Raw genomic sequence first — 22,688 nt, 5'->3', positions numbered from 1 at the left:
CCGCCGCACCGCCCCGTTCCCTCCCGAGAGGACCCCGAGATCCGATGTCACTTCCCCTGGACGGACTGTCCGCGATCGTCACCGGCGCCGGCCGAGGCCTCGGGCGCGCCGAAGCGCTGGAACTGGCGCGGCTCGGCGCGGCCGTCGTCGTCAACGACTACGGGCAGCCCGGCCGTGACGGCTCGGGCGAGGCGTCCGCCACCCCCGCCGAGCAGGTCGCCGATGAGATCCGGGCGGCCGGCGGCCGGGCGGTGGCACACCTCGGAGACGTGTCCGACCACGAGCAGGCCCGCGCCCTGGTGGAGCTGGCCGTCGAGACGTACGGGCAGCTCGACATCCTGGTCAACAACGCGGGCATCCTGCGCGACCGGATGATCTTCTCGATGACCGAGGACGAGTGGGACTCGGTCGTACGGGTGCACCTCAAGGGCCACTTCAACACCACGCATTTCGCCGCCGCCCACTGGCGCTCCCGGTCCAAGGCATCCGGCGGGCCCGTCTACGGACGGATCGTCAACACCTCCTCGGAGGCGTTCCTCGCGGGTTCGGCGGGGCAGCCCAACTACGCGGCGGCCAAGGGCGGCATCGTCGGGCTGACCACCTCCACCGCGCTGGCGCTTGCCAAGTACGGAGTCACCGCCAACGCCATCTGCCCGCGGGCCCGGACCCGGATGACCGAGGACGTCTTCGCGGGCTTCCAGGAACCGCAGGACGGGCGTCTCGACGCGCTGGCACCCGAGCACGTCTCACCGCTCGTCGGCTATCTGGCCTCGCCGGCGGCGGCCAAGGTCAACGGGCAGCTGCTCGTGGTCCACGGCGGAATGGTCGCCATCGTCGAACGCCCCAGGGTGGCGGCGAAGTTCGACGCGGCGAAGGAGGCGTTCTCCTTCGGCGAACTGGACGAGCTGATCTCCCCGTACTACGAGAACCGCCCGCCCGACGAGACGTTCGCCGCGGCGGAGGTGCTCGGCCTGAAGCGGGACTGACCTGCCGCACACCGCACAGGGGAGGGCCTGCGCTGCCGGCCGGCAGCGGAGGCCCTCCCCTCCCTCGTTTCCCCTCGTCGGTGTCCTGGGCGTCAGGCCGCCCGGCTGCCCCCTTCGGAGGTACGGCGGTGGCGGCCGAGCGGCTGTGCTGCCGTGTCGTCCGTCGCCACACCCCCTCGGTGCTTTCCGGAGCCGCCGGCTTCGGCCCGTTCCGCGTCCGCCCCCGGCGGACGCGTCTGGGTCGTGTCGGTTCGGGCTTCAGACATGTGGGAAGTCACCCCGTTGTGATCGCTTACGTGTTTGTCTCCGGAGCCGTCACGCCACCGTCACCCGAGAACGGTCACCGTCGGCGACCCCCGGTGCGTGGATGCGTGAGCCCCGGTCCAACCTTAGACCGGAGGGTCTAACGGGGACCCGTACGCCCCACCAGAGGCGCCTGTCCCAGTGGAACCGGTCTGCACAGAGAAGGAGGCGCCACGGCCGCGGACGGTTGCATATCGCTTTCCGTTAATCGGGCGTCCGGGAATCCGCTGTCCGGGCATCCCGGCCGCGGGTGTCCGGCTTGCGGGTATCCGGACGCGGACGGTCCGGCGGCCCGTTCCACGTCCGGCGGCGCCTCCAGGAACGCCACCGCGCAGTCCGTCTCCCCGTTCGCGTACGGAAGTCCGAGCACTCCCTCGCGCGTCCATACGCCGCTGCCGGCCAGCCACCCCTCGGGTACGGGGAGCTGGTGCAGCCGGCGGCCCGCGGGACGCCACACGCCCACCCAGCTGCCCGCCGCCCCGTCGATCCGCAACGCCACCGCGCAGCTCTCCGGCATCAGCATCTGTCCCGGCTGCACGGCGAACGGTGTCACCGCGACATCCGGCAGCCGAAGGCACTCCGGGAATCGCACCGGCAGACAGCTGCCCAGCACGCCCCAGCCCAGCCGGTCGTGCCCCGGCGCGTCCGAGCGGATCAGCAGGAGGCCGCTGTCCGGGTCGGCGAGCAGCAGCCGGTCGTCGCTGTCCGGCGCGATCTGCAGCAGCGGTGTCATCTCGGCCCCCCGGCCCAGATCCACCGCGACCGCCTTCACCGGGCCGCCCCCCACCGGCTCCCGGTTCAGGGCCAGCAGCCGGCCGTCCCGGTCCAGCCAGACCCCGCCGGAGCAGCGCCCCGGCAGATCCGCCACCTGCTCGGGCCCGAACGCGCCGCCGGCCACCAGCCAGAGTTGGGTGGAGTGCTCACCGACGGACAGGGCGTACGCGCTGACGCCGTCCGGCGAGGGCGGCAGCAGGGTCAGTTCCGCGCACTCGACCGCCCCCAGTGGCAGTTCGCCCGTACCGGGCCCGGTCGGGTAGAGCAGCGAGAGGGTGTGCCGGTCCGCGACCCGGCGCCTGATGAGCACTCGCCCGTCGGCGAGCGGCAGCACCTGTGAGTCGGGCTCCTCCGGCTGGTCGAGGGGGAGTGGCACGGCGTACGGCTCGGGCCCGTCCAGCGTCCAGCGCTCCGGGAACCAGGCCGTGGCGGCGTCGGTGCCCGGCTCGCCGTTCCCGGCGCAGCCGGTCGTGAGCCGCGCCGCGTACGCGCCGTTCGCCGTGATGGTGAACGGGGGAGCCGGCGCGGCTGTCGCCTTCGCATCGGCCGACGCGGATACGACCGCCGGAAAAACCGTTTCAGCAGGGGCGGTTTCAGCAGGGGTTTCAGTAGGGACGGAATCAGCGGGGACAGATTCAGTGAGGGCAGATTCAGCGGGGACGGCTCCGGCGGGGCCCGACTCGGCTGGGCCCGTCCCGGCGGGGCTCGCCTCCGCCGGGACCGATTTCGCCGGGTCCGGCTCCACAGCCGAATACCCCACAGCGAAATGCCCCACAGCCAGTTGCCACACAGTCAGTTGCTCCGCCGGCGTGCGCTCCACCGGCAGGCCCCGGGGTTCAGCCACCCCGGCCGTCGCGTCATCCGTATCCGTATCCGTCACGGCGTCAGCCGACGCGTCCGCCGCCGGCTCCGCCGGCTCCTCGGCCCCGTCCGGCTCCGGCTCGTCGGACCCCGGCTCCACCGTCTCGCCGGCTTCGACCGCCGCCGCGGTCCCGTCCTCGATGGCACAGGCAGTCATCGACTCGTCACCTCCGGCAACCGAAGCTAGTTTTCGCACTTCCTGCCGAACAACACGAGCCCCGTCACTTCACACATATGGGTGGCGGTGCCCGGATTCGCCTGAGAGTGAGGGGGCGGCTGTGCTGCGCGAGAAGGGCGCGCCTAAGGTGAGGCATCCCTAAGTGTTGCCTGTGTGGCCCCTGTGACCTCTGAGACCTTTGAGATCCCTGTGGCCTCCGTGACCCCCAGCTGGAGCAAGTGATGTCCCTTCGACGCCGCGGCACCGCCGCAGTCGGCTTGGCCGTAGTCGCCGCCCTGTCCCTCTCGGCCTGCGGAAGCGACGACGGAGGATCCGGCGGCTCGGGCAAGTCCGGATCCGGGGGCGAGAAGAAGGCCGCCGTCGCGACGGGCGGCAAGGACTTCGGTGACGCGGCGAAGAAGACCGCGGAGTACGGGACCGACGCCCCGGCGGGCACGTTCCCCCGCACGCTCACCCACGCCATGGGCAGGACCGAGCTGAAGGCCACCCCGAAGCGCGTCGTCGTGCTCGACGTCGGCGAGTTCGACAACGTCGTGTCGCTGGGTGTGAAACCGGTCGGCTACGCCCCGTCCGAAGGGGACGCGGCCATCCCCTCGTACCTGAAGAAGGACGCGGGCAGTCCCAAGAACGTCGGCACGATCAACAACCTCAACCTCGAGGCGATCGCGGGTCTGAAGCCCGACCTGATCCTCGGCAGCCAGCTGCGCGCTGCCGACAAGTACGACGAGCTGTCCAAGATCGCGCCGACCGTGTTCTCCATCCGTCCGGGCTTCACCTGGAAGGAGAACTACCTCCTCAACGCCGCGGCGCTGGACAGGACCGCCAAGGCCGAGTCGGAGCTGGGCGCCTACGAGGCGAACGCGAAGAAGCTGGGTGAGGACATCGGCCCGAAGAAGCCGACCATCTCCATGGTCCGCTACCTGCCGGACCGGATCAGGCTCTACGCCAAGGCGTCCTTCATCGGCACGATCCTCGAGGACACCGGTCTGCCGCGGCCCAAGAACCAGCAGATCAACGAACTCGCCGCGGAGATCAGCCCGGAGAAGATCGACGAGGCGGACGCCGACTGGATCTTCACCGGGGTGTACGGCGAAGCGAAGGCGACCAAGCGCGACACCACCCAGTCCAACCCGCTGTGGAAGAACCTCCGGGCGGTCAAGGAGGGGCGGGCCAAGAACGTCTCCGACGAGACCTGGTACCTCGGCCTCGGCGTCACGGCCGCGAACCTGGTCCTCGACGACCTGCGCGCCGACCTCGTGAAGTAACGATTCATGACTGGCCGTCGCCCGGTCGTACGGGACGCGGCGGCCATGCTCTGCGGGGCACGGAGGGCAGGTAGCCTTTCCTCCGTGCCCCGTCTGTCTGAAGTCATCGCCGAGCTCGACGCCCTCTGGCCGCCCGAGCGGGCCGAAGGATGGGACGCGGTCGGCACCGTCTGCGGTGATCCGGACGCCGAGGTCGACCGGGTGCTCTTCGCCGTCGATCCCGTCCAGGACATCGCGGAAGAGGCGCTGAAGCTCGGCGCCCAGCTGATCGTCACCCACCACCCGCTCTATCTGCGCGGTACGACGACCGTCGCGGCCGGCACCTTCAAGGGCCGGGTCGTGCACACGCTGATCAAGCACGACATCGCGTTGCACGTCGCCCACACCAACGCCGACTCCGCGGACCCCGGTGTCTCCGACGCCCTCGCCGGCGCCCTCGACCTGCACGTCGAGCGGCCCCTCGTACCGGACCCGACGGACCCCGCGGGCCGCCGCGGCCTCGGCCGGATCTGCTCGCTCGGCCATCCGCAGACCCTCGGTGAGTTCGCCGCCCGCGCCGCCGCCCGGCTGCCCGCCACCGCGCAGGGCATCCGGCTGGCCGGTGACCCCGACGCCCTCGTGCGCACCGTCGCCGTGAGCGGCGGATCCGGCGACAGCCTCTTCGACGCGGTGCGTGCCGCGGGGGTGGACGCCTTCCTCACCGCGGACCTGCGCCACCACCCGGCCTCCGAGGCTGTCCAGCACTCGTCGCTCGGCCTGGTCGATGCCGCACACTGGGCCACCGAATGGCCCTGGTGCGAACAGGCCGCCGCACAGCTCGACGCGATTTCCGACCGCCACGGATGGGACCTGCGGGTCCACGTCTCGAAGCAGGTCACCGACCCCTGGACCACCCACCACTCTTCTGGAGCCCCCAACTGAACGCCGCGCCCGCCGACCAGATCCGACTCCTCGACGTCCAGGCCCTCGACCAGCGTCTCTCCCAGATCGCGCACAAGCGCAATTCCCTTCCCGAGCACGCCGAGATCGAGTCGCTCACGACCGACCTCGCCCAACTCCGTGACCTCCTCGTCGCCTCGACGACCGAGGAGAGCGACACCGCCCGCGAGCAGGTCAAGGCGGAGCAGGACGTCGACCAGGTGCGCCAGCGCGCCACCCGCGACCAGCAGCGCCTGGACTCCGGGGCTGTCACCTCGCCCAAGGACCTGGAGAGCATCCAGCGCGAGATCGTCTCGCTCGCCAAGCGCCAGGGCGACCTGGAGGACGTCGTCCTCGAGGTCATGGAGCGCCGGGAGTCCGCCCAGGAGCGCGTCACCGAGCTGACCGACCGCGTCTCCGCGGTCCAGGCCAAGGTCGATGACGCGACCGCCCGCCGGGACGCCGCGACGAAGGAGCTCGACGAGGAGGCCGGGAAGGTCACCAAGGAGCGCGAGATCGTCGCCGGTTCCGTCCCCGCCGACCTGCTCAAGCTGTACGACAAGCTCAGCGCCCAGCAGGGCGGGGTGGGCGCCGCCCGCCTCTACCAGCGCCGCTGCGAGGGCTGCCGTCTCGAGCTCAACATCACCGAGGTCAACGACGTGAAGGCCGCGTCCCCCGACACGGTGCTGCGCTGCGAGAACTGCCACCGCATCCTGGTCCGCACCGCGGACTCGGGCCTGTAGTGACCCTCCCGCACCAGTTCGTCATCGAGGCCGACGGCGGCTCCCGGGGCAACCCGGGGCCCGCCGGGTACGGCGCGGTCGTCATCGACCCGGTGACGGGGGAGACGCTGGCCGAGGCGGCCGAGTACATCGGCGTCGCGACCAACAACGTCGCCGAGTACAAGGGCCTCATCGCTGGCCTCAGGGCCGCGAAGGCGCTCGTGCCGGACGATGCCCCGGGCGACGGCGGGATCCGGGTGCACGTCCGGATGGACTCCAAGCTGGTCGTGGAGCAGATGTCGGGCCGCTGGAAGATCAAGCACCCGGACATGAAGCCGCTCGCGGCCGAGGCCGCCCGGATCCTCCCGGCGTCCGCCGTCAGCTACGAGTGGATCCCGCGCGAGAAGAACAAGCACGCGGACCGGCTCGCGAACGAGGCGATGGACGCGGGCAGGAGCGGCAAGCAGTGGGAGCCGTCGTCATCGACGGCCGCGCTCGACACTCCGAGGTCAGCGGTGGCCGGTGCTCTGCCGCCGGTCTCCGGACCGCCGGGTGACGCGGCGGCCGGCGCGGCCAGGGCCAGGGCGGCGCTGAACCGGCCCGGCACCGACATCGCCCGGCCCGCCGCCGAAACCCCGCAGGTCGGCTGGGGCGCCGCCGCCGACCTGGGCGCGCCCGCCACCTTCGTCCTGCTGCGGCACGGCGAGACTGCCCTCACCCCGCAGAAGCGGTTCTCCGGCAGCGGCGGCACCGACCCCGAGCTCTCTGCCGCCGGCCGCCGCCAGGCCGAGCACGCCGCCGATGCCTTCGCCGCGCGCGGCACGGTGCAGGAGATCGTCAGCTCCCCGCTGTTGCGCTGTCGTGAGACGGCCGGTGCGGTGGCCGCTCGGCTGGGCCTTGAGGTCCGGATCGAGGACGGCCTGCGCGAGACGGACTTCGGTGCCTGGGAGGGGCTGACGTTCGGTGAGGTGCGGGAGCGCTACGGCGCCGACCTGGATGCCTGGCTCGCCTCCGAGGAGGCCGCCCCCACCGGTGGCGGCGAGAGCTTCGCCGAGGTCACCCACCGCGTCTCGGCCGCCCGCGACCGCCTCGTCGCCCGCTATGCGGGGCGGACCGTGCTCGTGGTCACGCACGTCACGCCCATCAAGACCCTGGTCCGGCTGGCGCTCGGTGCACCGCCGGAGTCGATGTTCCGGATGGAGCTCTCAGCGGCGTCCGTGTCGACCGTGGCCTACTACGCGGACGGAAACGCCTCGGTACGGCTGCTGAACGACACGTCCCACCTGCGCTAGCCGCGGGGGTCGCTGCCCCCCCGGACAGCACTCGGCCCCATCGGCGGGGGGAGGCCGATGGGGCCGAGGCGGTTCCGGCAGGCCGGGGGATTGCCTGCCGGAACCCGGGTCACCCGGAGTCCCGGGTCACGTGTCCCTGAAAGGTCTCGTGCCCCGGCTGCCGGGGAGCATGCACGCGAATCCGCGCAAGTCCGCGGTGATCGGTGAACAGCGGTCCGCGAACGACGGTCCGCGAACGTGATCGGTGAACTGCGGTCAGCGAAGAACGGCGATCAGCCGCGCAGCGCCGCCGCCTCGGCCGCCAGCCGCTCCACACGAGCCCAGTCCCCGGCCGCCACGGCGTCGCCCGGCACCATCCAACTGCCGCCCACGCAGCCGACGTTGGGCAGGGCCAGATAGGAGGGCGCAGAGGCGAGCGAGATGCCGCCCGTCGGGCAGAACCGGGCCTGCGGGAGCGGGGCGGACAGAGCCTTCAGATACGCCGTGCCGCCCGCGGCCTCGGCGGGGAAGAACTTCATCTCGGTGACCCCGCGCTCCAGCAGGGCGACCACCTCCGACGTCGTCGAGACGCCCGGCAGGAACGGCACCCCCGACGCCTTCATCGCGTCCAGCAGGGTGTCGGTCCAGCCGGGGCTGACCAGGAACCGGGCCCCCGCGGCCACGGTGTCGGAGACGTTCCGCGCCGAGATCACCGTGCCGGCACCGACGACGGCGTCCGGGACCTCCGCGGCGATGGCCTTGATCGCGTCCAGTGCCGCGGCGGTCCGCAGGGTCACCTCGATCGCCGGGAGCCCGCCCGCGACCAGGGCGCGGGCGAGCGGCACCGCGTCGGCGGCGTCCTCCAGGACGACGACGGGCACGACGGGGGCGAGGTCCAGCACGGATGAGGTCATGACCTCATCCTGCCGCGAAGACCGCATCGTGCGCAACGAGCGTTGCACATAATGCAACGAGCTCGTGAGCTCACGCGGGCTCAGGCTCACGCGGGCTCAGGCCCACGCGGGCTCAGGCCCACGCGGGCACGAGCTCCCGCGTGCACGGCCTCAGTGGATCTCCGTCACCACCACATCGAGCTCCCATGCCCGCCCGGACCGCGCGGGCGCCTCGGCCTCCACCACGTACCCGAGGTCACGCAGGACCGTCACCAGCTCCGCGGGTCCCTTCGGTGCGGCGCCCGACTCCAGAAGGTCCCGGACCATCCGGCCCTTCGTCGCCTTGTTGAAATGGCTCACCACCGACCGCTTCTCCACCCCGTCCACCAGTTGGGAGTGCAGCACGCGCACGCTCGCCGTGCGCTCCGCGACCTCACCCTTCGGCTTCCACGCCGACGTGTACGCGGACGAGCGCAGGTCCAGTACCAGGCCGTCCCCGGCCGCCTCCGGCATGACCTCCGCCATCGGTGTGCGCCAGAACGCCCCCAGCGCCCCGAGGCCCGGCAGCTTCACCCCCATCGAGCAGCGGTACGAGGGAATCCGGTCGCCCACCCGTACCGCGCCCCACAGCCCGGAGAACACCAGCAGCGACTTCCCGGCCCGGCGGCGGGCGGCGGTGTCCAGGGACGCCAGATCCAGCGCGTCGTACAGCACCCCGGTGTAGATCTCCCCGGCCGGACGCGTGCCGGCCGTCCGCAGCTCGACGTTCTTCGCGATCTCGCCGCGCAGGCCCTCGCTCAGCCCCAGCACCACGCGGGCCTTCTCCTCGTCCGCCACGGACAGCTCCACCAGGGCGTCCAGTACGGCGGCCCGCGCCCCGGCCAGACCGGGCAGCGACAGCGACTCGGGCTTCAGGGGCGCTCCGCGCCCCGAGGCGGCCTTTCCTTCGGAGGGCGGCAACAGCACGAGCACGGCGGTTCTCCTTCGTACGTACGGAAAGGGGGCGACCGGACGGCCGGCGTTGCGGACCGGCACACGGCTCCCGGCCCCCGGCGGTGCCGCCGGAGACCGTCACACCCCTCGCGCCAGCGTACGGGGAAGTCCGGGCCCGGCCTCCGCCACCCGGGATGCCGCCCGCCCGGCCCGGCCATACGCTCGGTCCATGCCCCGCCGCCATCTCCATATGACCGGCGCAGCCGGCACCCCGCTGCGGGCGGCCCTGCGCGGGCTGCGTACCGAGCTCGGACTCCCCGGCGACTTCCCGCCCGACGTGCTCGCCGAAGCCACCGAGGCGGCCGGGAACCCGGAGATCGCCGGCCACGAGGACGCCACGGAGCTTCCGTTCCTCACGATCGACCCGCCCACCTCGACCGACCTCGATCAGGCCATGCACCTCGAACGCCGCTCCCACGGCTACCGCGTCCACTACGCGATCGCCGACGTCGCCGCCTTCGTCCGCCCCGGCGGCGCGCTCGACACCGAGGCGCACCGCCGGGTGACGACCCTCTACTTCCCCGACGGCAAGGTGCCGCTGCACCCCACGTCGCTCTCCGAGGGCGCTGCCAGCCTCCTCCCCGGGCAGACCCGGCCCGCCGTGCTGTGGGAGATCGACCTCGACGCCGAGGGCGGCGCCGTCGCCACCCGGGTGCGCCGGGCACTCGTACGCAGCCGCGCGAAGCTCGACTACGCGGGCGTGCAGCGGCGGATCGACGCGGGCAACGCCGAGGAGTCGCTCGCGCTGCTCAGGGAGATCGGCGCCCTCCGCGAGGAGCAGGAGGTCGCCAGGGGCGGCATCTCCCTCAACGTGCCCGAGCAGGAGATCGTCGAGCGCGACGGTTCGTACGGGCTCGAGTACCGGGCCCCGCTGCCCGCCGACGGCTGGAACGCCCAGATCTCACTGCTCACCGGCATGGCGGCGGCCCACCTGATGACCGAGTCCGGCACCGGCATCCTGCGGACGCTGCCGGTAGCCCCGGACGGCGCCGTCGCCCGGCTCCGGCGCTCGGCCGAGGCCCTGCACATCGCCTGGCCGCACCACGTCCCGTACGCGCGGATCGTCCGCTCGCTCGACCCGAGGAAGACCAACCACGCGGCCTTCCTCCAGGACTGCACCACACTGCTGCGCGGCGCCGGCTACACCGTCTTCGAACACGGCGAACTGCCCACCCCCGCCGTCCACGCGGCCGTCGCCGACCTCTACACGCACTGCACCGCCCCGCTGCGCCGCCTCGTCGACCGGTACGCGGCCGAACTGTGCGTCGCCGCGGCGGCGGACCGGGAACCGCCCGAGTGGGTCCTGGCCGCGCTGCCCGCCCTGCCGAAGGAGATGGCGGACGGAACCCGGCGGGCCAACACGGTGGAACGCGAGTGCGTCGACCTGGTCGAGGCCGCGCTGCTCAAGGACCGGATCGGTACGGTCTTCGACGCATACGTGGTGGATGTGAAGGAACGGGAGCCGACCACCGGCACCGTCCACATCGACGACCCGGCGATCGTCGGCCGGATCGAGGGCGGCACCACCGGACTCCCCCTAGGGCAAAGACTGCGGGTGCGGCTCACCCAGGCAGATCCGGGCTCGGCGAAGGTGCTGTTCGCACCGGCGTGAGTGCGGCGACGACGGACCGCGGGTCATCGGCGTGGAACCGCACCGTGTGCGCCAGCCCGCGGCCCCCGAGCGGCCGTACGAAGCCGGCCGGCGCGGTCAGCTCCACGGTCACCGTCGTCTGGCTGCCCACCGCGATGTCCAGCACCCCGTCCGGGTGCAGCCGCACCGGCCTGCCGTCCGGATAAAGCCGTTCGACCCTGGCCGAGGCGACAGCGGCAGCCGGGACCCGTAGGTCGAACAGCACCCCGTAGCGGATCCGCAGTGACCCGTCCGCGCCCACCACGTGCGGCCGGGTCACGCACGAGGCGTGCAGGGCGAGCACCATCACCACCCCGTACACATCCAGGACAAGCAGGATCCGGTGCACGACCGGCCAGGGGACGAGCAGCGCGAACATCACCGTCTCCACCACGGACACGAAGAGCAGCCCGTAGATCATCGCGGTCTGCGGTCCGGTGTACGGGGCGGCCAGCGCCCCTTCCGACACGGCGTGCCGCCGCCGCAGCACCCACAGCCCCAGGCTGTACAGCCCGCGCACCTCGTGTCCGAGAAGCCGGCGCGCCTGCTCCGGTACGACCGTGCGCAGCACCGCAACCAGCGCCTCCCGCGGCGTGGCGCCCGCCCGCCGGCCCGTGCGCCACAGCTGCCCCAGCACGACGGCCTCCAGGGCCAACGCGGCCAGTACGGCACCCTCGACGCCGGTCAGCAGGGCGTTCGGTATCCGAACCCCGGCCAACAGGGACACGGCCAACGTCAGTTCGGCAGGAACCGCCACAGCGGCAATGAGCCGTGCCCCTCGTATCCCGTTCATTGCGGCCCACTCTCCCTGTCGCTCCTGCTCCGCACGGTCAACGCCTCCATCACCCGGCGCACCACCTCGGCCTGCGCCAGCGGGTAGTCCGCCAGCAGGGCCTCCCCGAATCCGGCCATCACCGGCCCTTCGTCCGGGATCGCGGCCAGCACCTCGTCCGGTGCGAGGGCGGCCATCGCCTCGGCCAGCGGACCGATTCGGGGATCGTCCGGGGAGGCCGTCGCGAGTGCGTCCAACTGTTCGTACAGCGCAAGCACGGCCGGATCGCCGGCCAGCGGCCGCAGCACCTCGTAGAACTCGCTGCCGCCGCGGATCGCGTCCAGCAGCATGAGGTGTTCGCGGTCCTTGGCGGCGGACGGGGAAGCGGTGACCGGTGAAGCAGCCAGCAGCTCGGCCAACGCGGGCGACACGGGCTCCGCACTCTCCACCGGCCTGGCCAGCAGACCGGCCAGCCGCAGCCGCCGCTCCCGGATCTCCCGCTCCTGCCGGGCCAGATCGGCATCCAGCTCCCGCAGTACGTCAGCGAGCTCACGCCCGGCGTCATCCGCGAGCACCTTGCGCACCTCGTCCAGGCCGAGTCCCAGTTCGGTGAGTCGCCGGATGCGCGCCAGCAGTACGGCGTCACGCACGCAGTACGAGCGGTAGCCGTTGGCCCGGCGTGCGGGCTCGGCCAGCAGACCGATGTGGTGGTAGTGCCGAACGGTCCGTGGTGTGACCCCGACGAGTGCGGCGATCTCTCCGATACGCATGGGGCCAGTAGAAACCTTGACGCTGCGGCAAGGTCAAGCAGCCCCGCAGCCCGGCGCTGAGGTTTCCGGGCGGTGGGTGGCCGGTGGTCGTCCGGGTGGCATAGGCGTTACGGCAGGGGAGCCGGGCGGACGTGCCCGGGCGCATGGTTCAGTTCCAGAGCGTGAGCTTGTGGGGGTTCATCATCATCCGGATATCGGTCACCAGCCCGGCGGCCTCTTCGAGCGTGACGACACCGATGATTCGCCCCTCGTCCCACAACGCGAACCCGAGCCCGTCGGGCGTCTCCTGTTCCAGGACCGCGGCTTGCGGGTTCTTCCCGAGCGCCCCGAAGAGGAACCGTGCGATCTTCTCCGCGCCGACGACAGGGTTGCGTGCTGCCGTCACCACGCCGCCACCGTCGGAGCGCAGTACAGCGCCCGGGTCGAGGACGGCGATGAGACCGGCGAGGTCGCCGTTGCGCGCGGCGGCAGCGAATGCCCTGACGATTTCGTCGTGCTCGGCGCGGGACGCCCGCCGTGCGCGACTCTTCTGCACCCGGCGGCGGGCCGAGGTGGCGAGCTGGCGGCACGCAGCCGGCGTGCGGCCGACCACTTCGGAGATCTCGCCGAACGGCATCGCGAACACGTCGTGAAGCACGAACGCGACGCGCTCGGCGGGTGTCATGGCCTCAAGGACGACGAGCAGAGCCGTGCTCACCGACTCGTCCAGGGTGGCGTGATCGAGGGGGTCCTCGGCGGCCGGCGGCGACGCCGGGAAGGCGTATGCGGGGACCGGCTCCGGCAGCCACGGGCCGACATAGGACTCGTGCCGGCGGCGCGCGGAGGTCAGGACGTTGAGACAGACACGGCTTGCCACACGGGTCAGCCAGGCCCGCGGAACCACAATCGCATCCCGCTCCTCCTGGCTCAGCCGGTACCAGCGGATGTAGGTCTCCTGTACCGCGTCCTCCGCCTCGGCAACGGTGCCGAGCATCCGGAACGCGAGCGAGACAAGATGCCGTCGCTCACCGAGCACATCTGCGTACATGGCGTCATGTTGGCCCTGCTTCATCACGTTCTCCTTCACCCGTCCCATCGGTCTGACGACGCAGCGGGGTGAATTGTGAGGCCGGACCTCACATTCGGGACGTCTGCGAGGTCGGGAGGGTATGAACACAGAATCCCGACCGGCCCGGCCCCTGCCGGCCCCGCTGCGCACCGAGTACAGGGCGGTGGCGCGATGAAGATCGTTGTCGCAGGCGCGACCGGCACGCTGGGAAGCCATGTCGTGGACGCGGTGCGTGCCGCAGGACACGAGCCCGTGCCGCTCAGCCGGGCCTCCGGTACCGACCTGATGACCGGCTCCGGCCTCACGGAAGCCCTGCGCGGGGCGGCGGCGGTCATCGATGTTTCGGCGACCAGCAGCACCTCGACGAAGGAGTCCGTCAACTTCTTCGGGACCGTCACCCGCAATCTGCTGGCGGCGGAGCGCGCGGCGGATGTGCCGCACCACGTGACGATCTCGATCATCGGCGCGGCGAAGGTCAATGCGAACTACTACGCGGGCAAGGCCGCCCAGGAAGAGATCCTGGCCGCGACCGGCGAAGGTGGCTATTCGCTGCTTCGGACGACCCAGTTCCACGAGTTCGCCAAGCAACTCGTCGGGCACGGGAAGATCGGCCCGCTCCAGGTGGTGCCGAAGATGCGAGCCCAGCCGGTGGCAGCGGCAGAGGTCGCTGCCGAGCTCGTCGCGATCGCCGCAGGCGACCCCCGCGGCATCGAGCCCGATTTCGCCGGACCGCGTGAGGAGCGGATGTCGGACCTGGTCCGCCGCTACCTGGCGGCGACCGAACAGCGCCGGCCGGTCGTCGAAGTGGCGCTGCCGGGTGCCTGGGGGCGCGGCATGCGGGACGGATCGCTCCTTCCGAAGCCCGGTACGCGCCTTGGCCGGCAGACCTTCGACGAGTGGCTGGCCGGACAGACCGGCTGAGCCGCTCACGGCCGCACATCCCGTCGAGCGCGGGACCGAGCGCCAACAACCCTTTTGAACGCGTCACGGAACGAAAGGACGACCATGCGTATCTTCCTCGCCGGTGGATCCGGCGTCATCGGCAGTCGGCTCATACCGGAACTCGCGAAGGCGGGCCACGAAGTCGTCGCGACGACCCGTCGAGCCGAGAACCTCGGCTATCTGCGGGAGCGCGGAGCCGAAGGAGTCGTGGCCGACGTCTACGACGCCCCGCACCTGGCGGCGGTCGTCAAGGAGGCCCGGCCCGGTCTCGTCCTCCACCAGCTGACCGATCTGGGCGACTTCGACACCGAAGCCAACGCGCGGCTTCGGCGTGCGGGGACGGCGAACCTCGTCGCTGCGGCGAAGGCCGCCGACGTGGGCCGCATGATGGTCCAGAGCATCGCCTGGGCGTATACCGCCGGCGACACTCCAGCCACCGAGGACGACCCGATCGAGCCGGACTCGGCCGTGGCGGCCATGGAGGACTCGGTCCGCCGGATGCCGCGCGCGACCGTTCTCCGCTACGGAATGCTCTACGGACCCAGCACCTGGTACGCACCCGGTGCACGGATGGCCAACGCGGTCGTGGCCGGTCTCGTACCGGCCACTGCGGCGGTCACCTCGTTCGTCCACATCGATGACGTGGTCACCGCGACTGTCCAGGCGATCGACTGGTCCGACGGCACCTACAACGTCGTCGACGACGAACCGGCCCCAGCCACCCAGTGGCTGCCCGCGTACGCTGCCGGCCTGGGCGCACCCGCACCGGAGCCCGGGGACCTGCCGGAAGGAGCTGCGCGGGGACGCGGAGCATCGAACGCCAAGGCCCGCGCCGCCGGTTGGGTGCCCGAGTACGCCTCGTGGCGCGAGGGATTCCCCCGCCTGCGGTGAGCCTTCGAAGGGGCGCGGAGCACAGCTCGGTCTGTGCTCCGCGCCCCTTCGTGTTACGCGGACCGCGGATGGCGGCGGTGGGCGCGTTCCGCGAGTTCTTCGGCGCTGACATACGTCAGCATCTCCTGCCCCGGCGGGCAGACCATCACCGCGATGAACGTCGTGACGGCATCGGCCAGATTGTTGGCAGCCCGATAGTGGATGACGTCGCCGCCGGGCTCCCAGAACGCCTCTCCGGCGCGGATGACACGCTCCGGTTCACCTTCGAGCTCGAAAATGAGCTCACCTTCGACGAGGTAGCCGAAGACCGGGCCGGAGTGGCGGTGCGGCGGCGACCCGGCCGATCCGGGTTCGAGCGTGATGCTGACAGTCATGACAGGGGTGGGACCGATGCCGTTCTCAAGAAAGGCTTGGTCCAAAAGACGCATGTCAGATGTGGGGTCGACCATGACCGGATGCTCCCTTCGGGACGACGGACTGGCCCGTCTCCATGTATGACCGCCGCCACCCCCGAAATGTGAGGGCCTGTTCGTACGCATGACGAGCCGGGCGCCGCTGATGCCGGTCCCGTCAGTGCTTGTTGTGGCTGTCGAGCCAGGTGACGACGTCGGTGGCGGCACCACCCTCACTGCCGGGGGTGAGCACCGAGTAGTGGTCCTTGCCCGGGTACAGCCGGAACTCGGCCGGGGCGCCGTCCGAGCGGGCGTTGCGAGCCGCCTGCTCGGTCACCGAGATCCTGATCGACGGGTCGTGGTCGCCCTGGAGCAGCAGCATGGGCTTCGAGGCCTTCTTGCGGGGCACGCTCTGCTCGTCGAGCCAGCTCTGCATCTTCAGCGCGGCGGCCGGGGACTGCGGGGCGAACTGGTAGTCGTTCAGCTTGTCGCCGAAGTCGGCGGAGAAGTCCTCCCAGATCTTCGTGGTGCAGTCCTTCTCGACCTGCGGCATCATCGCGAGGGCCTGGCTGCCGAGGAACTGCCCGTACCGCAGTTCGGGGTGCACGCTCTTCAGTCCGTGCAGGGCCAGCAGATAGAAGCCGCGGTCCACCGGTCCCGGGGCGCCGTACGAGTAGGCCACCCCGACGTTGGTCACCGGCGCCAGTCCGACCGTGCCCCGGAAGTCCAGGCCTCTGCCCCAGGTCCCGGCAAGCTCGCCGGCCGCGATGGCGGCCTGGCCGCCCTGGGAGTGCCCGACGAAAGTGACCGATCGCGACAGTGACGGATCGGCCTGCATGGCGGCGCGGGCGGCGTCGATGACGCTGCGGCCCTCGCTGTCGGCCACGATGTACGGGTGGTCTCCGTCGGTGCCCAGGCCCTCGTAGTCGGTCGCGGCGACTGCGTAACCGGCCTTGAGCAGCCCGGCGACGAAATCACCGTACCCGTACAAGTCGATCCTGCCGTCCGCGTCGGGTGTGGTGGAAGGCGCGCACAGGTCACTGATCCCGCTGGAGCCGTGGGCCCAGGAGACCACCGGCCAGCCGCCCTTCGGCGCCTTGCCCTTCGGTGTGAGAACAGCACCGCTCACGGTGATGTCATCGCCCTTCAGCGAACGTGAGTGGTAGAGCATCCGGTCGGCCCGTCCGGCCGCCGAAGCCAGTGCCGGGGCCAGGTGGGCGATGGGCTTCGCCGATTCGAGCCTCCCTGCGCCTTCGGGGCCCGTCACCGGGCGTACCCGCGCAGCCGAAGCGGCCGGGTGCGCCACCGGGGCCGGGGTGTCGCTGTGCGGCACGGCGGACGGTACTCCCACGACCAGGGCCGCGGTCGCCGTCACGCCGAGCGTGAGACTGCGGGACTTCATTCGATGCACTGGGACTCTCCTCGGATCGCACCGGCCTGCCCGAACGGCGCCGGTGTCCTTGTCTGCCGTCACCTTCATGACGGGAAGGAACACATCCCGCGTGACGGTGCGCGCTGTGACGGCACACACACGGACTCGACGGCCCGGGCGCCTGACCCGCCCTGGGTGCGCGGACTCAGTCGTCCGGTGTGAGCAGTGCGAGCTTGTCCGGGTTGGCCATCCACTGCACGCCGGTGATGCGGCCGTCCGCGATCTCGAACGCACAGATCTGCCACCGGGCTCCGAGCCGGACCTGCAGTCCGCTCTGCCCGTTGAGCTCGGCGACCCGGAAATCGACGGAGGCGTGCTTGGCGATCGTTCCGGCCAGCAGCCGGGCCACGCGCTCCGCGCCCGACACCGGCCGCAGCGCCGCACTGACCTTGCCGCCACTGTCGCTCCACAGCGTCACGTCCTTGGCCAGGAGCCCTTCCAGCGCGGCCCTGTTCCCCGTACGGGCTGCGGCCAGGAACCGTTCCACCAGGTCACGGTGGACGCCCGGGTCGGCGGTGAAGCGGTCACGTCCAGCGGAGAGGCGGGCGGAGCCACGGCGGTACAGCTGGCGGGCATGAGCCTCCTTCAGCCCGAGGATGCCGCCGATCTCTTCGTACGGCAGGTCGAAGGCCTCGCGCAGGACGAACACCGCACGCTCGGGCACGGAGAGTCTCTGCAGCAGCCTCAGCATGGCAAGCGACAGCGTTTCCCGCTGAGCGGCAGTATCCGCGGGGCCCAGTGGATGCCTCTCGTCGGTGAGGACCGGTTCGGGCAGCCACGGGCCGACATGGGTCTCCCGCTGCCGGTATGCCAGCCGCATGCGGTCGATCGACAGGCGGGTGACCACCGTGACCAGGAACCGGTCGGGCTTCTCGACCGCAGACCGGTCTTCGGCCGACCACCGCAACCAGGCTTCCTGCACCACGTCCTCGGCGTCGGCGAAGCTGCCCAGCATCCGATAGGCGACACCCAGGAGCAGGGCACGGTGCTGCTCGAACACCGGGAAGCAGGCAGGGCCAGACGTCACCAGCGGAGCCGGAGGGCTCATCGCGGTCCCGGCCCCCGCTCGCCTCACATCGTCCGGCGTTGCCGCCGTCGGCCTCGAAACCGGCGCCGCCATCCGGCACCCCTCCGAACGCATCAGGGCCGCCCCACAAGCGGCGGTACGGGTACGGACATGATCACGAACTACCGCCGGAGCGCCGTTCCGGAATGAAGAGGGCGGCGGTGACGAGCACCAGCAGGCCGAGGAACACGACGTTGAGGATCTTGTCGACGGTGTCGTACACGTGCAGGTGCTGCAGATGGAAGATGCAGTGGAGCACATTGAAGACGAGCCAGGCCGAAGCGGTGATCCGGACGACCGTCATGGTGCGCGCGTAGTGGACGGTGAGCAGGGTGAGGACCGCCAGCGCAAGGAACATGGCGCCGTCGTCCTTGGCGAGGTGCATGTTGTACGGACCGAGCTGCGGCAGCCAACTGAACCCGAAGCCCGGGAAATTCGCATACCAGTTCTCCGGAGCGAAGTAGGCCCAGCCTCCGGTATAGAGGCCGACGAGGGCCAGCAGAGCCAGCAGTGCACGGCGAAGTTTGATGCTCATACCCACTAGGACGGGACAGGGCGCTGATGTGTGAGGTGCCGGCCGAGGGTGAGCGGGCGCGAGCCCGCTTTCGGGTGAATCTGCTGGATCCGCCGGCTCAGGACCAGGAACCTAGCTTCTCCGGGTTCAGCGTGAGCCACACATCGGTGACGCGGCGCTGTGCGATGTTCAGGGAGACCACCGCGACCACCGCCCCGTTCGACCGGCACACCAGCGCAGGACGCCGGCCCGCGTTCCGCAGCTCCACATCGAGCGGGGACCCCTTCTGCCATACGCCGACCAGGTAGCGGGCGGTCTTGTCGGCCCCGAGGATGGGCCGCGGCGCGGCGCTGACGTACCCGCCGCCGTCGGCTCGTGCGGTGACCCGCGGGTCCAGCAGTTCGAGCAGCCTGTCGAGCTCCCCCGTCTGGCACGCCCTCTTGAACTCGCGGACCACCTGCGGGTATTCGGACCGGTCCGCTTCGTTCCTGCGGGCCGAGGTGATGCTGCGGCGGGCTGCCACGGCGAGGGCCCGGCAACTCTCCGGACTGCGGTCGACGATGGCGCCGATCTCGGTGAACGGGACCTTGAACACGTCGTGCAGGACGAACGCCACTCTCTGCGCCGGGGTGAGCGACTCCAGCAGGACGAGCACGGCCATGGTGACGGACTCGTCCAGGGCGACCCGGTCCGCGGGATCCTCCGACCGGCTCGACAGCCGTACGCTGCTCCATACGGCGCTTTCCGGCAACGGCTCGGGAAGCCACTGCCCCGTATACCGTTCCCTGCGAGCACGGGCGGAGCCGAGGTGGTCCAGACAGATCCGGCTCGCCACGCGCACCAGCCAGGCCGGTGGCGACTTGATGCCGGCGCGGGCCTGCTCGGGCATCGCGTACCACCGGACGTACGTCTCCTGGACGACGTCCTCGGCGTCGTGCGTCGAGCCGAGCATTCTGAAGACCAGAGACATCAGCACGGCCCGGTCCGGGAGGGTGGTGTCCCGGCCGCGTCCGGACTGCGCTGCTTCTTTGCCCGCCATGGACATGGGGCCCCTCTTCGAGCTACGGGATACCTGTGCGACAGCCCTGGGTCTCTGCACAGGTGATACGCCGTCGTGCAGGTGGTCGCGGGACTGGCCCAACCTTCTCATCACGGGCGCGGCGATCCCGGGTGGACAGCGCGCACCGGCCCGCGTCTCGTACGATCGCGCTTCGGCCCTGTGCTCCGTGCCCCGCGCCCCCGTACGAAGGAAGGACCGGCGTGACCGACCTCGCCGCCCCGTCCGCCACCGACCGTCCCCGGCAGATCGTCGCCGCCGCCCGGACGCTGCTGGAACAGGAGGGCCCGGACGCGCTCACCATGCGCCGCCTCGCCGCACGCGTCGGCACCACGGCGCCCTCCCTCTACAAGCACTTCCCTGACAAGTCGTCCGTGGTGGACGCCCTCGTCGAGGTGATGCTGCGTGGGACGGCCGAGGCCCTCGAAGCGGCCGAGTCCGCCGCCCCGGGCTCCTTCCCGGCCCTGGCAGCCGCCTACCGCACCCACGCTCTGGCCCACCCCCACCTCTACCGCCTCACCACCGGCCGCCCCCTCCCGCCGGAACTGGAGGAACGCGCCGCGGCCCCGCTCCTCCGTGCCCTGAGCGGTGACGAGGGACGCGCCAGGGCGGCCTGGGCCTTCGCGCACGGGATGGTCGTGATGGAGCTCAACGGCCGCTTCCCCGGGGACGCCGACGTGGCGGCGGCATGGGCAGCGGGGATCGCGGCCTTCGCCCCGGGCCGCCGCTGACCCGCGTCCGCCGCCTCGCGAGCTTCCACGGCGTGGTGCCCGTGGCACCCCCGCCGCTGCGCAGTTCATCCGAGCGGCCCGCCGGCCATGCCCGGCGGCCCCCACCAGGCGGGTAGCATGGGCGCCACGGCAGACGAGCCGGGCGGACGGCCGCGTGAGGATCTTCGGACCCTCCCGAGGAACGTCCGGGCTCCACAGGGCAGGGTGATGGCTAACGGCCACCCGGGGTGACCCGCGGGACAGTGCCACAGAAAACAGACCGCCTTGGACTTCGGTCCTCGGTAAGGGTGAAACGGTGGTGTAAGAGACCACCAGCGCCTGAGGCGACTCAGGCGGCTAGGTAAACCCCACCCGGAGCAAGGTCAAGAGGGGCCGTCGCAAGACGGTCCTGCGCGAACGTTCGAGGGCTGCCCGCCCGAGTTCGCGGGTAGACCGCACGAGACCGGCAGCAATGCCGGTCCTAGATGGATGGCCGTCTCCCCGGCCGCCGCGAGGCGACCGGGCGACAGAACCCGGCGTACAGCCCGACTCGTCTGCCGCCACCTGCGGCTTGTCATGGAAGGGCCTCCGAGCTGTGTCGGAGGCCCTTCCGGCCGTTCGGGGGTCTGCCGCCTCGACGGGTGTTCCAGCGCAGCCGTCAGCCCCTGTGCTTTTCCTCGCCCCGCGGATGGCCGCTGCCGTCAGTCCTTGTGCCTTCCCCCGCTCCACGGATGCCGCATCCGGATCCAGACGTCCCGCGCCTGCCGGCCCGCCCGTGTCCTGCTCCGTGCCACGAGGACACGGGCCTGTTCCGGGGTCTCCACCATGGGCCCGGAACCGCGCAGCGGCTTGCCCGCCGTCTCGTGCAGGAAGAAGGTCGCGACGAGTCCGATCGCGCCGGCGACCATCAGGTAGTACGCGGGGATCATGTCGTTGTCCGTCAGCTCCACGAGCGCGGAGGTGAACAGCGGAGTGGTCCCGCCGAACAGCGACACGGAGATGTTGAAGGCGATCGACAGGGCGCCGTAGCGCAGTCGTGTCGGGAACAGCGCCGGAAGTGTCGAGGCCGACGTGCCGGCGAAGCAGACCAGGAGCAGGCCGAGCATCCCGCACCCGATCGCCGGAAGCAGGATGCCGCGCTCCCGGATGAGCAGGAAGGCCGGGATGGCGAACACGATGAGTGCCGCACTCCCCGCCATGAAGAGCGGGCGTCGGCCCCAGCGGTCCGAGGACTTGCCGACCACTGTGATGGTCAGGGCCACAAGGAGCATCGTGCCGAGGACCAGGAGCTGTGAACTCGTCTCCGGTTCGCCGAGCGTTTCGGACATGTACGTCGGCAGATAGGAGGTCACCATGTAGTTCGTGACGTTGTAGAGCAGCACCAGGCCCATGCAGATGAGCACCGCCTCCCAGTGCTTGGTGAAGATCTCCTTCAGCCTGCCCTTGCCGGACTGACGCGCCTCCTCGACCGGATCGCCCTCGGACAGCGCCTCGGCCTGTGCCTCCTCCTCGCGCTGGAAGGCGGGGGTCTCCTCCAGCTTCAGCCGCATGTACAGACCGATCAGGCCGAGCGGTCCCGCGACGAAGAACGGGATGCGCCACCCCCAGTCCGTCAGCCCGTCCGTGCCGAGCACCGCGGTCAGCACGGTCACGAGGCCGGAGCCCAGCGAGTAGCCGATGAAGGTGCCGAAGTCGAGCCAGCTGCCGAGGAAACCGCGGCGCTTGTCGGGCGCGTACTCGGCGATGTAGGTCGTGGCCCCCGCGTACTCGCCACCGGTGGAGAAACCCTGCACCAGACGGCACAACAGCAACAGCAGCGGAGCGGCGAAGCCGACCGTGGCGTACGAGGGGAGGAAACCGACGGCGAAGGTGCTCGCCGCCATCATGATCATGGTGACCGCCAGGACCTTCTGACGCCCGACCCGGTCACCGAGCGGGCCGAACACCAGCCCCCCGAGTGGACGCACCAGGAAGGCCGCGGCGAACGTCGCGAAGGTCGACACCACCTGCGCGCCCGGTGAGCTGGACGGGAAGAAGACCTTCCCGAGGGTGCCCGCGAGATAGGCGTAGACACCGAAGTCGAACCACTCCATGGTGTTGCCGAGCGCCGCCGCTGTGACGGCGCGGCGCACCTTGGGCGGATCGGTGACCGTCACGTCCTCGGCGGCCAGCGCCTTCTTGCGACGCCGCAGCAGCGTCCGCACCATCTGGTCCGTCGCACCCCGGTCGCCGCGGCGTCGGGGAAGGCGCGGCTGTCGTTTCGGTCCCGGCATGAATGCCCTGCCCTCCGCTGTGTCGCT

At 71.1% G+C, this 22,688-nt stretch carries 21 protein-coding genes and 1 other RNA gene; 10 read left to right on the top strand and 12 right to left on the bottom strand.

The annotated features are described in order from the left end of the window. Positions 1–44 precede the first annotated feature (44 nt). Positions 45–986, top strand: a complete 942-nt coding sequence (locus tag ACFVJX_RS10090) for a 3-oxoacyl-ACP reductase (protein WP_384125469.1) — start codon at positions 45–47, stop codon at positions 984–986. A 403-nt stretch (positions 987–1,389) separates the two neighbouring features. Here the strand turns inward: ACFVJX_RS10090 and ACFVJX_RS10085 are convergent, their stop codons facing one another. Continuing rightward, positions 1,390–2,823 carry a hypothetical protein gene (locus ACFVJX_RS10085; RefSeq protein ID WP_384125637.1) on the bottom strand — a complete coding sequence of 478 codons (1,434 nt, stop codon included), beginning with the start codon at positions 2,821–2,823 and terminating at the stop codon, positions 1,390–1,392. A gap of 500 nt (positions 2,824–3,323) precedes the next feature. Here ACFVJX_RS10085 and ACFVJX_RS10080 point away from each other — a divergent pair, with 500 nt between their 5' ends. From ACFVJX_RS10080 to ACFVJX_RS10065, 4 genes are all read left to right on the top strand, one after another. Continuing rightward, positions 3,324–4,367, top strand: coding sequence for an ABC transporter substrate-binding protein (locus tag ACFVJX_RS10080; protein WP_384125471.1), 1,044 nt, complete (start codon positions 3,324–3,326; stop codon positions 4,365–4,367). Positions 4,368–4,451: 84 nt separating this feature from the next. Beyond that, positions 4,452–5,288: a Nif3-like dinuclear metal center hexameric protein gene (locus tag ACFVJX_RS10075; RefSeq protein WP_384125473.1), complete on the top strand. Its 837-nt coding sequence runs from the start codon at positions 4,452–4,454 to the stop codon at positions 5,286–5,288. After that, a complete protein-coding gene (locus ACFVJX_RS10070; RefSeq protein ID WP_384125639.1) occupies positions 5,285–6,028 on the top strand; it encodes a zinc ribbon domain-containing protein in 744 nt (247 codons plus the stop codon). Before ACFVJX_RS10075 ends, ACFVJX_RS10070 begins: the two co-directional genes overlap by 4 nt. Beyond that, positions 6,028–7,299: a bifunctional RNase H/acid phosphatase gene (locus tag ACFVJX_RS10065; protein WP_384125475.1), complete on the top strand. Its 1,272-nt coding sequence runs from the start codon at positions 6,028–6,030 to the stop codon at positions 7,297–7,299. The genes ACFVJX_RS10070 and ACFVJX_RS10065 overlap by 1 nt, the downstream gene beginning before the upstream one ends. A gap of 272 nt (positions 7,300–7,571) precedes the next feature. Here the strand turns inward: ACFVJX_RS10065 and eda are convergent, their stop codons facing one another. Together eda and yaaA are read right to left on the bottom strand one after the other, a co-directional pair. Continuing rightward, complete coding sequence (eda, locus tag ACFVJX_RS10060; RefSeq protein ID WP_384125477.1) at positions 7,572–8,192, bottom strand: bifunctional 4-hydroxy-2-oxoglutarate aldolase/2-dehydro-3-deoxy-phosphogluconate aldolase; 621 nt, start codon at positions 8,190–8,192, stop codon at positions 7,572–7,574. 150 nt (positions 8,193–8,342) lie between these two features. Then, complete coding sequence (gene yaaA / locus ACFVJX_RS10055) at positions 8,343–9,143, bottom strand: peroxide stress protein YaaA (RefSeq protein ID WP_384125479.1); 801 nt, start codon at positions 9,141–9,143, stop codon at positions 8,343–8,345. Between the two features lie 190 nt (positions 9,144–9,333). On the opposite strand from yaaA, the gene ACFVJX_RS10050 reads away from it, so the two are divergent. Further along, positions 9,334–10,776 carry an RNB domain-containing ribonuclease gene (locus tag ACFVJX_RS10050; RefSeq protein WP_384125480.1) on the top strand — a complete coding sequence of 481 codons (1,443 nt, stop codon included), beginning with the start codon at positions 9,334–9,336 and terminating at the stop codon, positions 10,774–10,776. Here the strand turns inward: ACFVJX_RS10050 and ACFVJX_RS10045 are convergent. The 3 genes from ACFVJX_RS10045 to sigJ (ACFVJX_RS10035) all read right to left on the bottom strand — a co-directional run bounded on the left by ACFVJX_RS10045 (position 10,727) and on the right by sigJ (ACFVJX_RS10035) (position 13,387). Next, complete coding sequence (locus tag ACFVJX_RS10045; RefSeq protein WP_384125482.1) at positions 10,727–11,587, bottom strand: hypothetical protein; 861 nt, start codon at positions 11,585–11,587, stop codon at positions 10,727–10,729. The genes ACFVJX_RS10050 and ACFVJX_RS10045 overlap by 50 nt on opposite strands. After that, the gene (locus tag ACFVJX_RS10040; protein WP_384125484.1) at positions 11,584–12,336 is read right to left on the bottom strand and encodes a MerR family transcriptional regulator; all 753 of its coding nucleotides are present in this window, start codon (positions 12,334–12,336) and stop codon (positions 11,584–11,586) included. The genes ACFVJX_RS10045 and ACFVJX_RS10040 overlap by 4 nt, the downstream gene beginning before the upstream one ends. Before the next feature lie 148 nt (positions 12,337–12,484). Continuing rightward, positions 12,485–13,387 carry an RNA polymerase sigma factor SigJ gene (gene sigJ, locus ACFVJX_RS10035; protein WP_384125486.1) on the bottom strand — a complete coding sequence of 301 codons (903 nt, stop codon included), beginning with the start codon at positions 13,385–13,387 and terminating at the stop codon, positions 12,485–12,487. Positions 13,388–13,555: 168 nt separating this feature from the next. On the opposite strand from sigJ (ACFVJX_RS10035), the gene ACFVJX_RS10030 reads away from it, so the two are divergent. Further along, positions 13,556–14,305: an SDR family oxidoreductase gene (locus ACFVJX_RS10030; protein ID WP_384125488.1), complete on the top strand. Its 750-nt coding sequence runs from the start codon at positions 13,556–13,558 to the stop codon at positions 14,303–14,305. An 84-nt stretch (positions 14,306–14,389) separates the two neighbouring features. Further along, positions 14,390–15,217, top strand: a complete 828-nt coding sequence (locus tag ACFVJX_RS10025) for an NAD-dependent epimerase/dehydratase family protein (protein WP_384125490.1) — start codon at positions 14,390–14,392, stop codon at positions 15,215–15,217. 53 nt (positions 15,218–15,270) lie between these two features. Here ACFVJX_RS10025 and ACFVJX_RS10020 read toward each other — a convergent pair whose 3' ends face one another. From ACFVJX_RS10020 to sigJ (ACFVJX_RS10000), 5 genes are all read right to left on the bottom strand, one after another. Further along, positions 15,271–15,666: a cupin domain-containing protein gene (locus ACFVJX_RS10020; protein ID WP_384125492.1), complete on the bottom strand. Its 396-nt coding sequence runs from the start codon at positions 15,664–15,666 to the stop codon at positions 15,271–15,273. Between the two features lie 121 nt (positions 15,667–15,787). Next, a complete protein-coding gene (locus ACFVJX_RS10015; RefSeq protein ID WP_384125494.1) occupies positions 15,788–17,011 on the bottom strand; it encodes an alpha/beta hydrolase family protein in 1,224 nt (407 codons plus the stop codon). Between the two features lie 175 nt (positions 17,012–17,186). Then, the gene (gene sigJ / locus ACFVJX_RS10010; RefSeq protein ID WP_384125496.1) at positions 17,187–18,068 is read right to left on the bottom strand and encodes an RNA polymerase sigma factor SigJ; all 882 of its coding nucleotides are present in this window, start codon (positions 18,066–18,068) and stop codon (positions 17,187–17,189) included. Positions 18,069–18,222: 154 nt separating this feature from the next. Beyond that, the gene (locus ACFVJX_RS10005; RefSeq protein WP_384125498.1) at positions 18,223–18,642 is read right to left on the bottom strand and encodes a hypothetical protein; all 420 of its coding nucleotides are present in this window, start codon (positions 18,640–18,642) and stop codon (positions 18,223–18,225) included. Positions 18,643–18,739: 97 nt separating this feature from the next. Beyond that, positions 18,740–19,666, bottom strand: a complete 927-nt coding sequence (sigJ, locus tag ACFVJX_RS10000; RefSeq protein ID WP_384314336.1) for an RNA polymerase sigma factor SigJ — start codon at positions 19,664–19,666, stop codon at positions 18,740–18,742. A gap of 215 nt (positions 19,667–19,881) precedes the next feature. Here sigJ (ACFVJX_RS10000) and ACFVJX_RS09995 point away from each other — a divergent pair, with 215 nt between their 5' ends. Beyond that, complete coding sequence (locus tag ACFVJX_RS09995; protein WP_384125501.1) at positions 19,882–20,409, top strand: TetR/AcrR family transcriptional regulator; 528 nt, start codon at positions 19,882–19,884, stop codon at positions 20,407–20,409. Between the two features lie 134 nt (positions 20,410–20,543). Further along, positions 20,544–20,945: RNase P RNA component class A (rnpB, locus tag ACFVJX_RS09990), an RNA gene on the top strand. A gap of 144 nt (positions 20,946–21,089) precedes the next feature. Here the strand turns inward: rnpB and proP are convergent. Beyond that, entirely contained in the window at positions 21,090–22,595 is a 1,506-nt protein-coding gene (proP, locus tag ACFVJX_RS09985) for a glycine betaine/L-proline transporter ProP (RefSeq protein ID WP_384125503.1), read from the bottom strand. Between the last annotated feature and the right edge of the window lie 93 nt (positions 22,596–22,688).

Source organism: Streptomyces sp. NPDC127177 (assembly GCF_042672475.1).
In the GTDB taxonomy this organism is placed as follows: Bacteria; Actinomycetota; Actinomycetes; order Streptomycetales; family Streptomycetaceae; genus Streptomyces.
This window is presented reverse-complemented; position numbering and strand designations above follow the sequence as displayed.

Excerpts from the sequence above, each read along its gene's own strand:
- ACFVJX_RS10090 (WP_384125469.1), top strand. The coding sequence starts at position 45 with ATGTCACTTCCCCTGGACGGACTGTCCGCGATCGTCACCGGCGCCGGC.
- ACFVJX_RS10080 (WP_384125471.1), top strand. The coding sequence starts at position 3,324 with ATGTCCCTTCGACGCCGCGGCACCGCCGCAGTCGGCTTGGCCGTAGTC.
- eda (WP_384125477.1), bottom strand. The coding sequence starts at position 8,192 with ATGACCTCATCCGTGCTGGACCTCGCCCCCGTCGTGCCCGTCGTCGTC.
- ACFVJX_RS10050 (WP_384125480.1), top strand. The coding sequence starts at position 9,334 with ATGCCCCGCCGCCATCTCCATATGACCGGCGCAGCCGGCACCCCGCTG.
- ACFVJX_RS10045 (WP_384125482.1), bottom strand. The coding sequence starts at position 11,587 with ATGAACGGGATACGAGGGGCACGGCTCATTGCCGCTGTGGCGGTTCCT.
- ACFVJX_RS10040 (WP_384125484.1), bottom strand. The coding sequence starts at position 12,336 with ATGCGTATCGGAGAGATCGCCGCACTCGTCGGGGTCACACCACGGACC.
- sigJ (WP_384125486.1), bottom strand. The coding sequence starts at position 13,387 with ATGAAGCAGGGCCAACATGACGCCATGTACGCAGATGTGCTCGGTGAG.
- ACFVJX_RS10030 (WP_384125488.1), top strand. The coding sequence starts at position 13,556 with ATGAAGATCGTTGTCGCAGGCGCGACCGGCACGCTGGGAAGCCATGTC.
- ACFVJX_RS10025 (WP_384125490.1), top strand. The coding sequence starts at position 14,390 with ATGCGTATCTTCCTCGCCGGTGGATCCGGCGTCATCGGCAGTCGGCTC.
- ACFVJX_RS10020 (WP_384125492.1), bottom strand. The coding sequence starts at position 15,666 with ATGGTCGACCCCACATCTGACATGCGTCTTTTGGACCAAGCCTTTCTT.
- ACFVJX_RS10015 (WP_384125494.1), bottom strand. The coding sequence starts at position 17,011 with ATGAAGTCCCGCAGTCTCACGCTCGGCGTGACGGCGACCGCGGCCCTG.
- ACFVJX_RS10005 (WP_384125498.1), bottom strand. The coding sequence starts at position 18,642 with ATGAGCATCAAACTTCGCCGTGCACTGCTGGCTCTGCTGGCCCTCGTC.
- sigJ (WP_384314336.1), bottom strand. The coding sequence starts at position 19,666 with ATGTCCATGGCGGGCAAAGAAGCAGCGCAGTCCGGACGCGGCCGGGAC.
- proP (WP_384125503.1), bottom strand. The coding sequence starts at position 22,595 with ATGGTGCGGACGCTGCTGCGGCGTCGCAAGAAGGCGCTGGCCGCCGAG.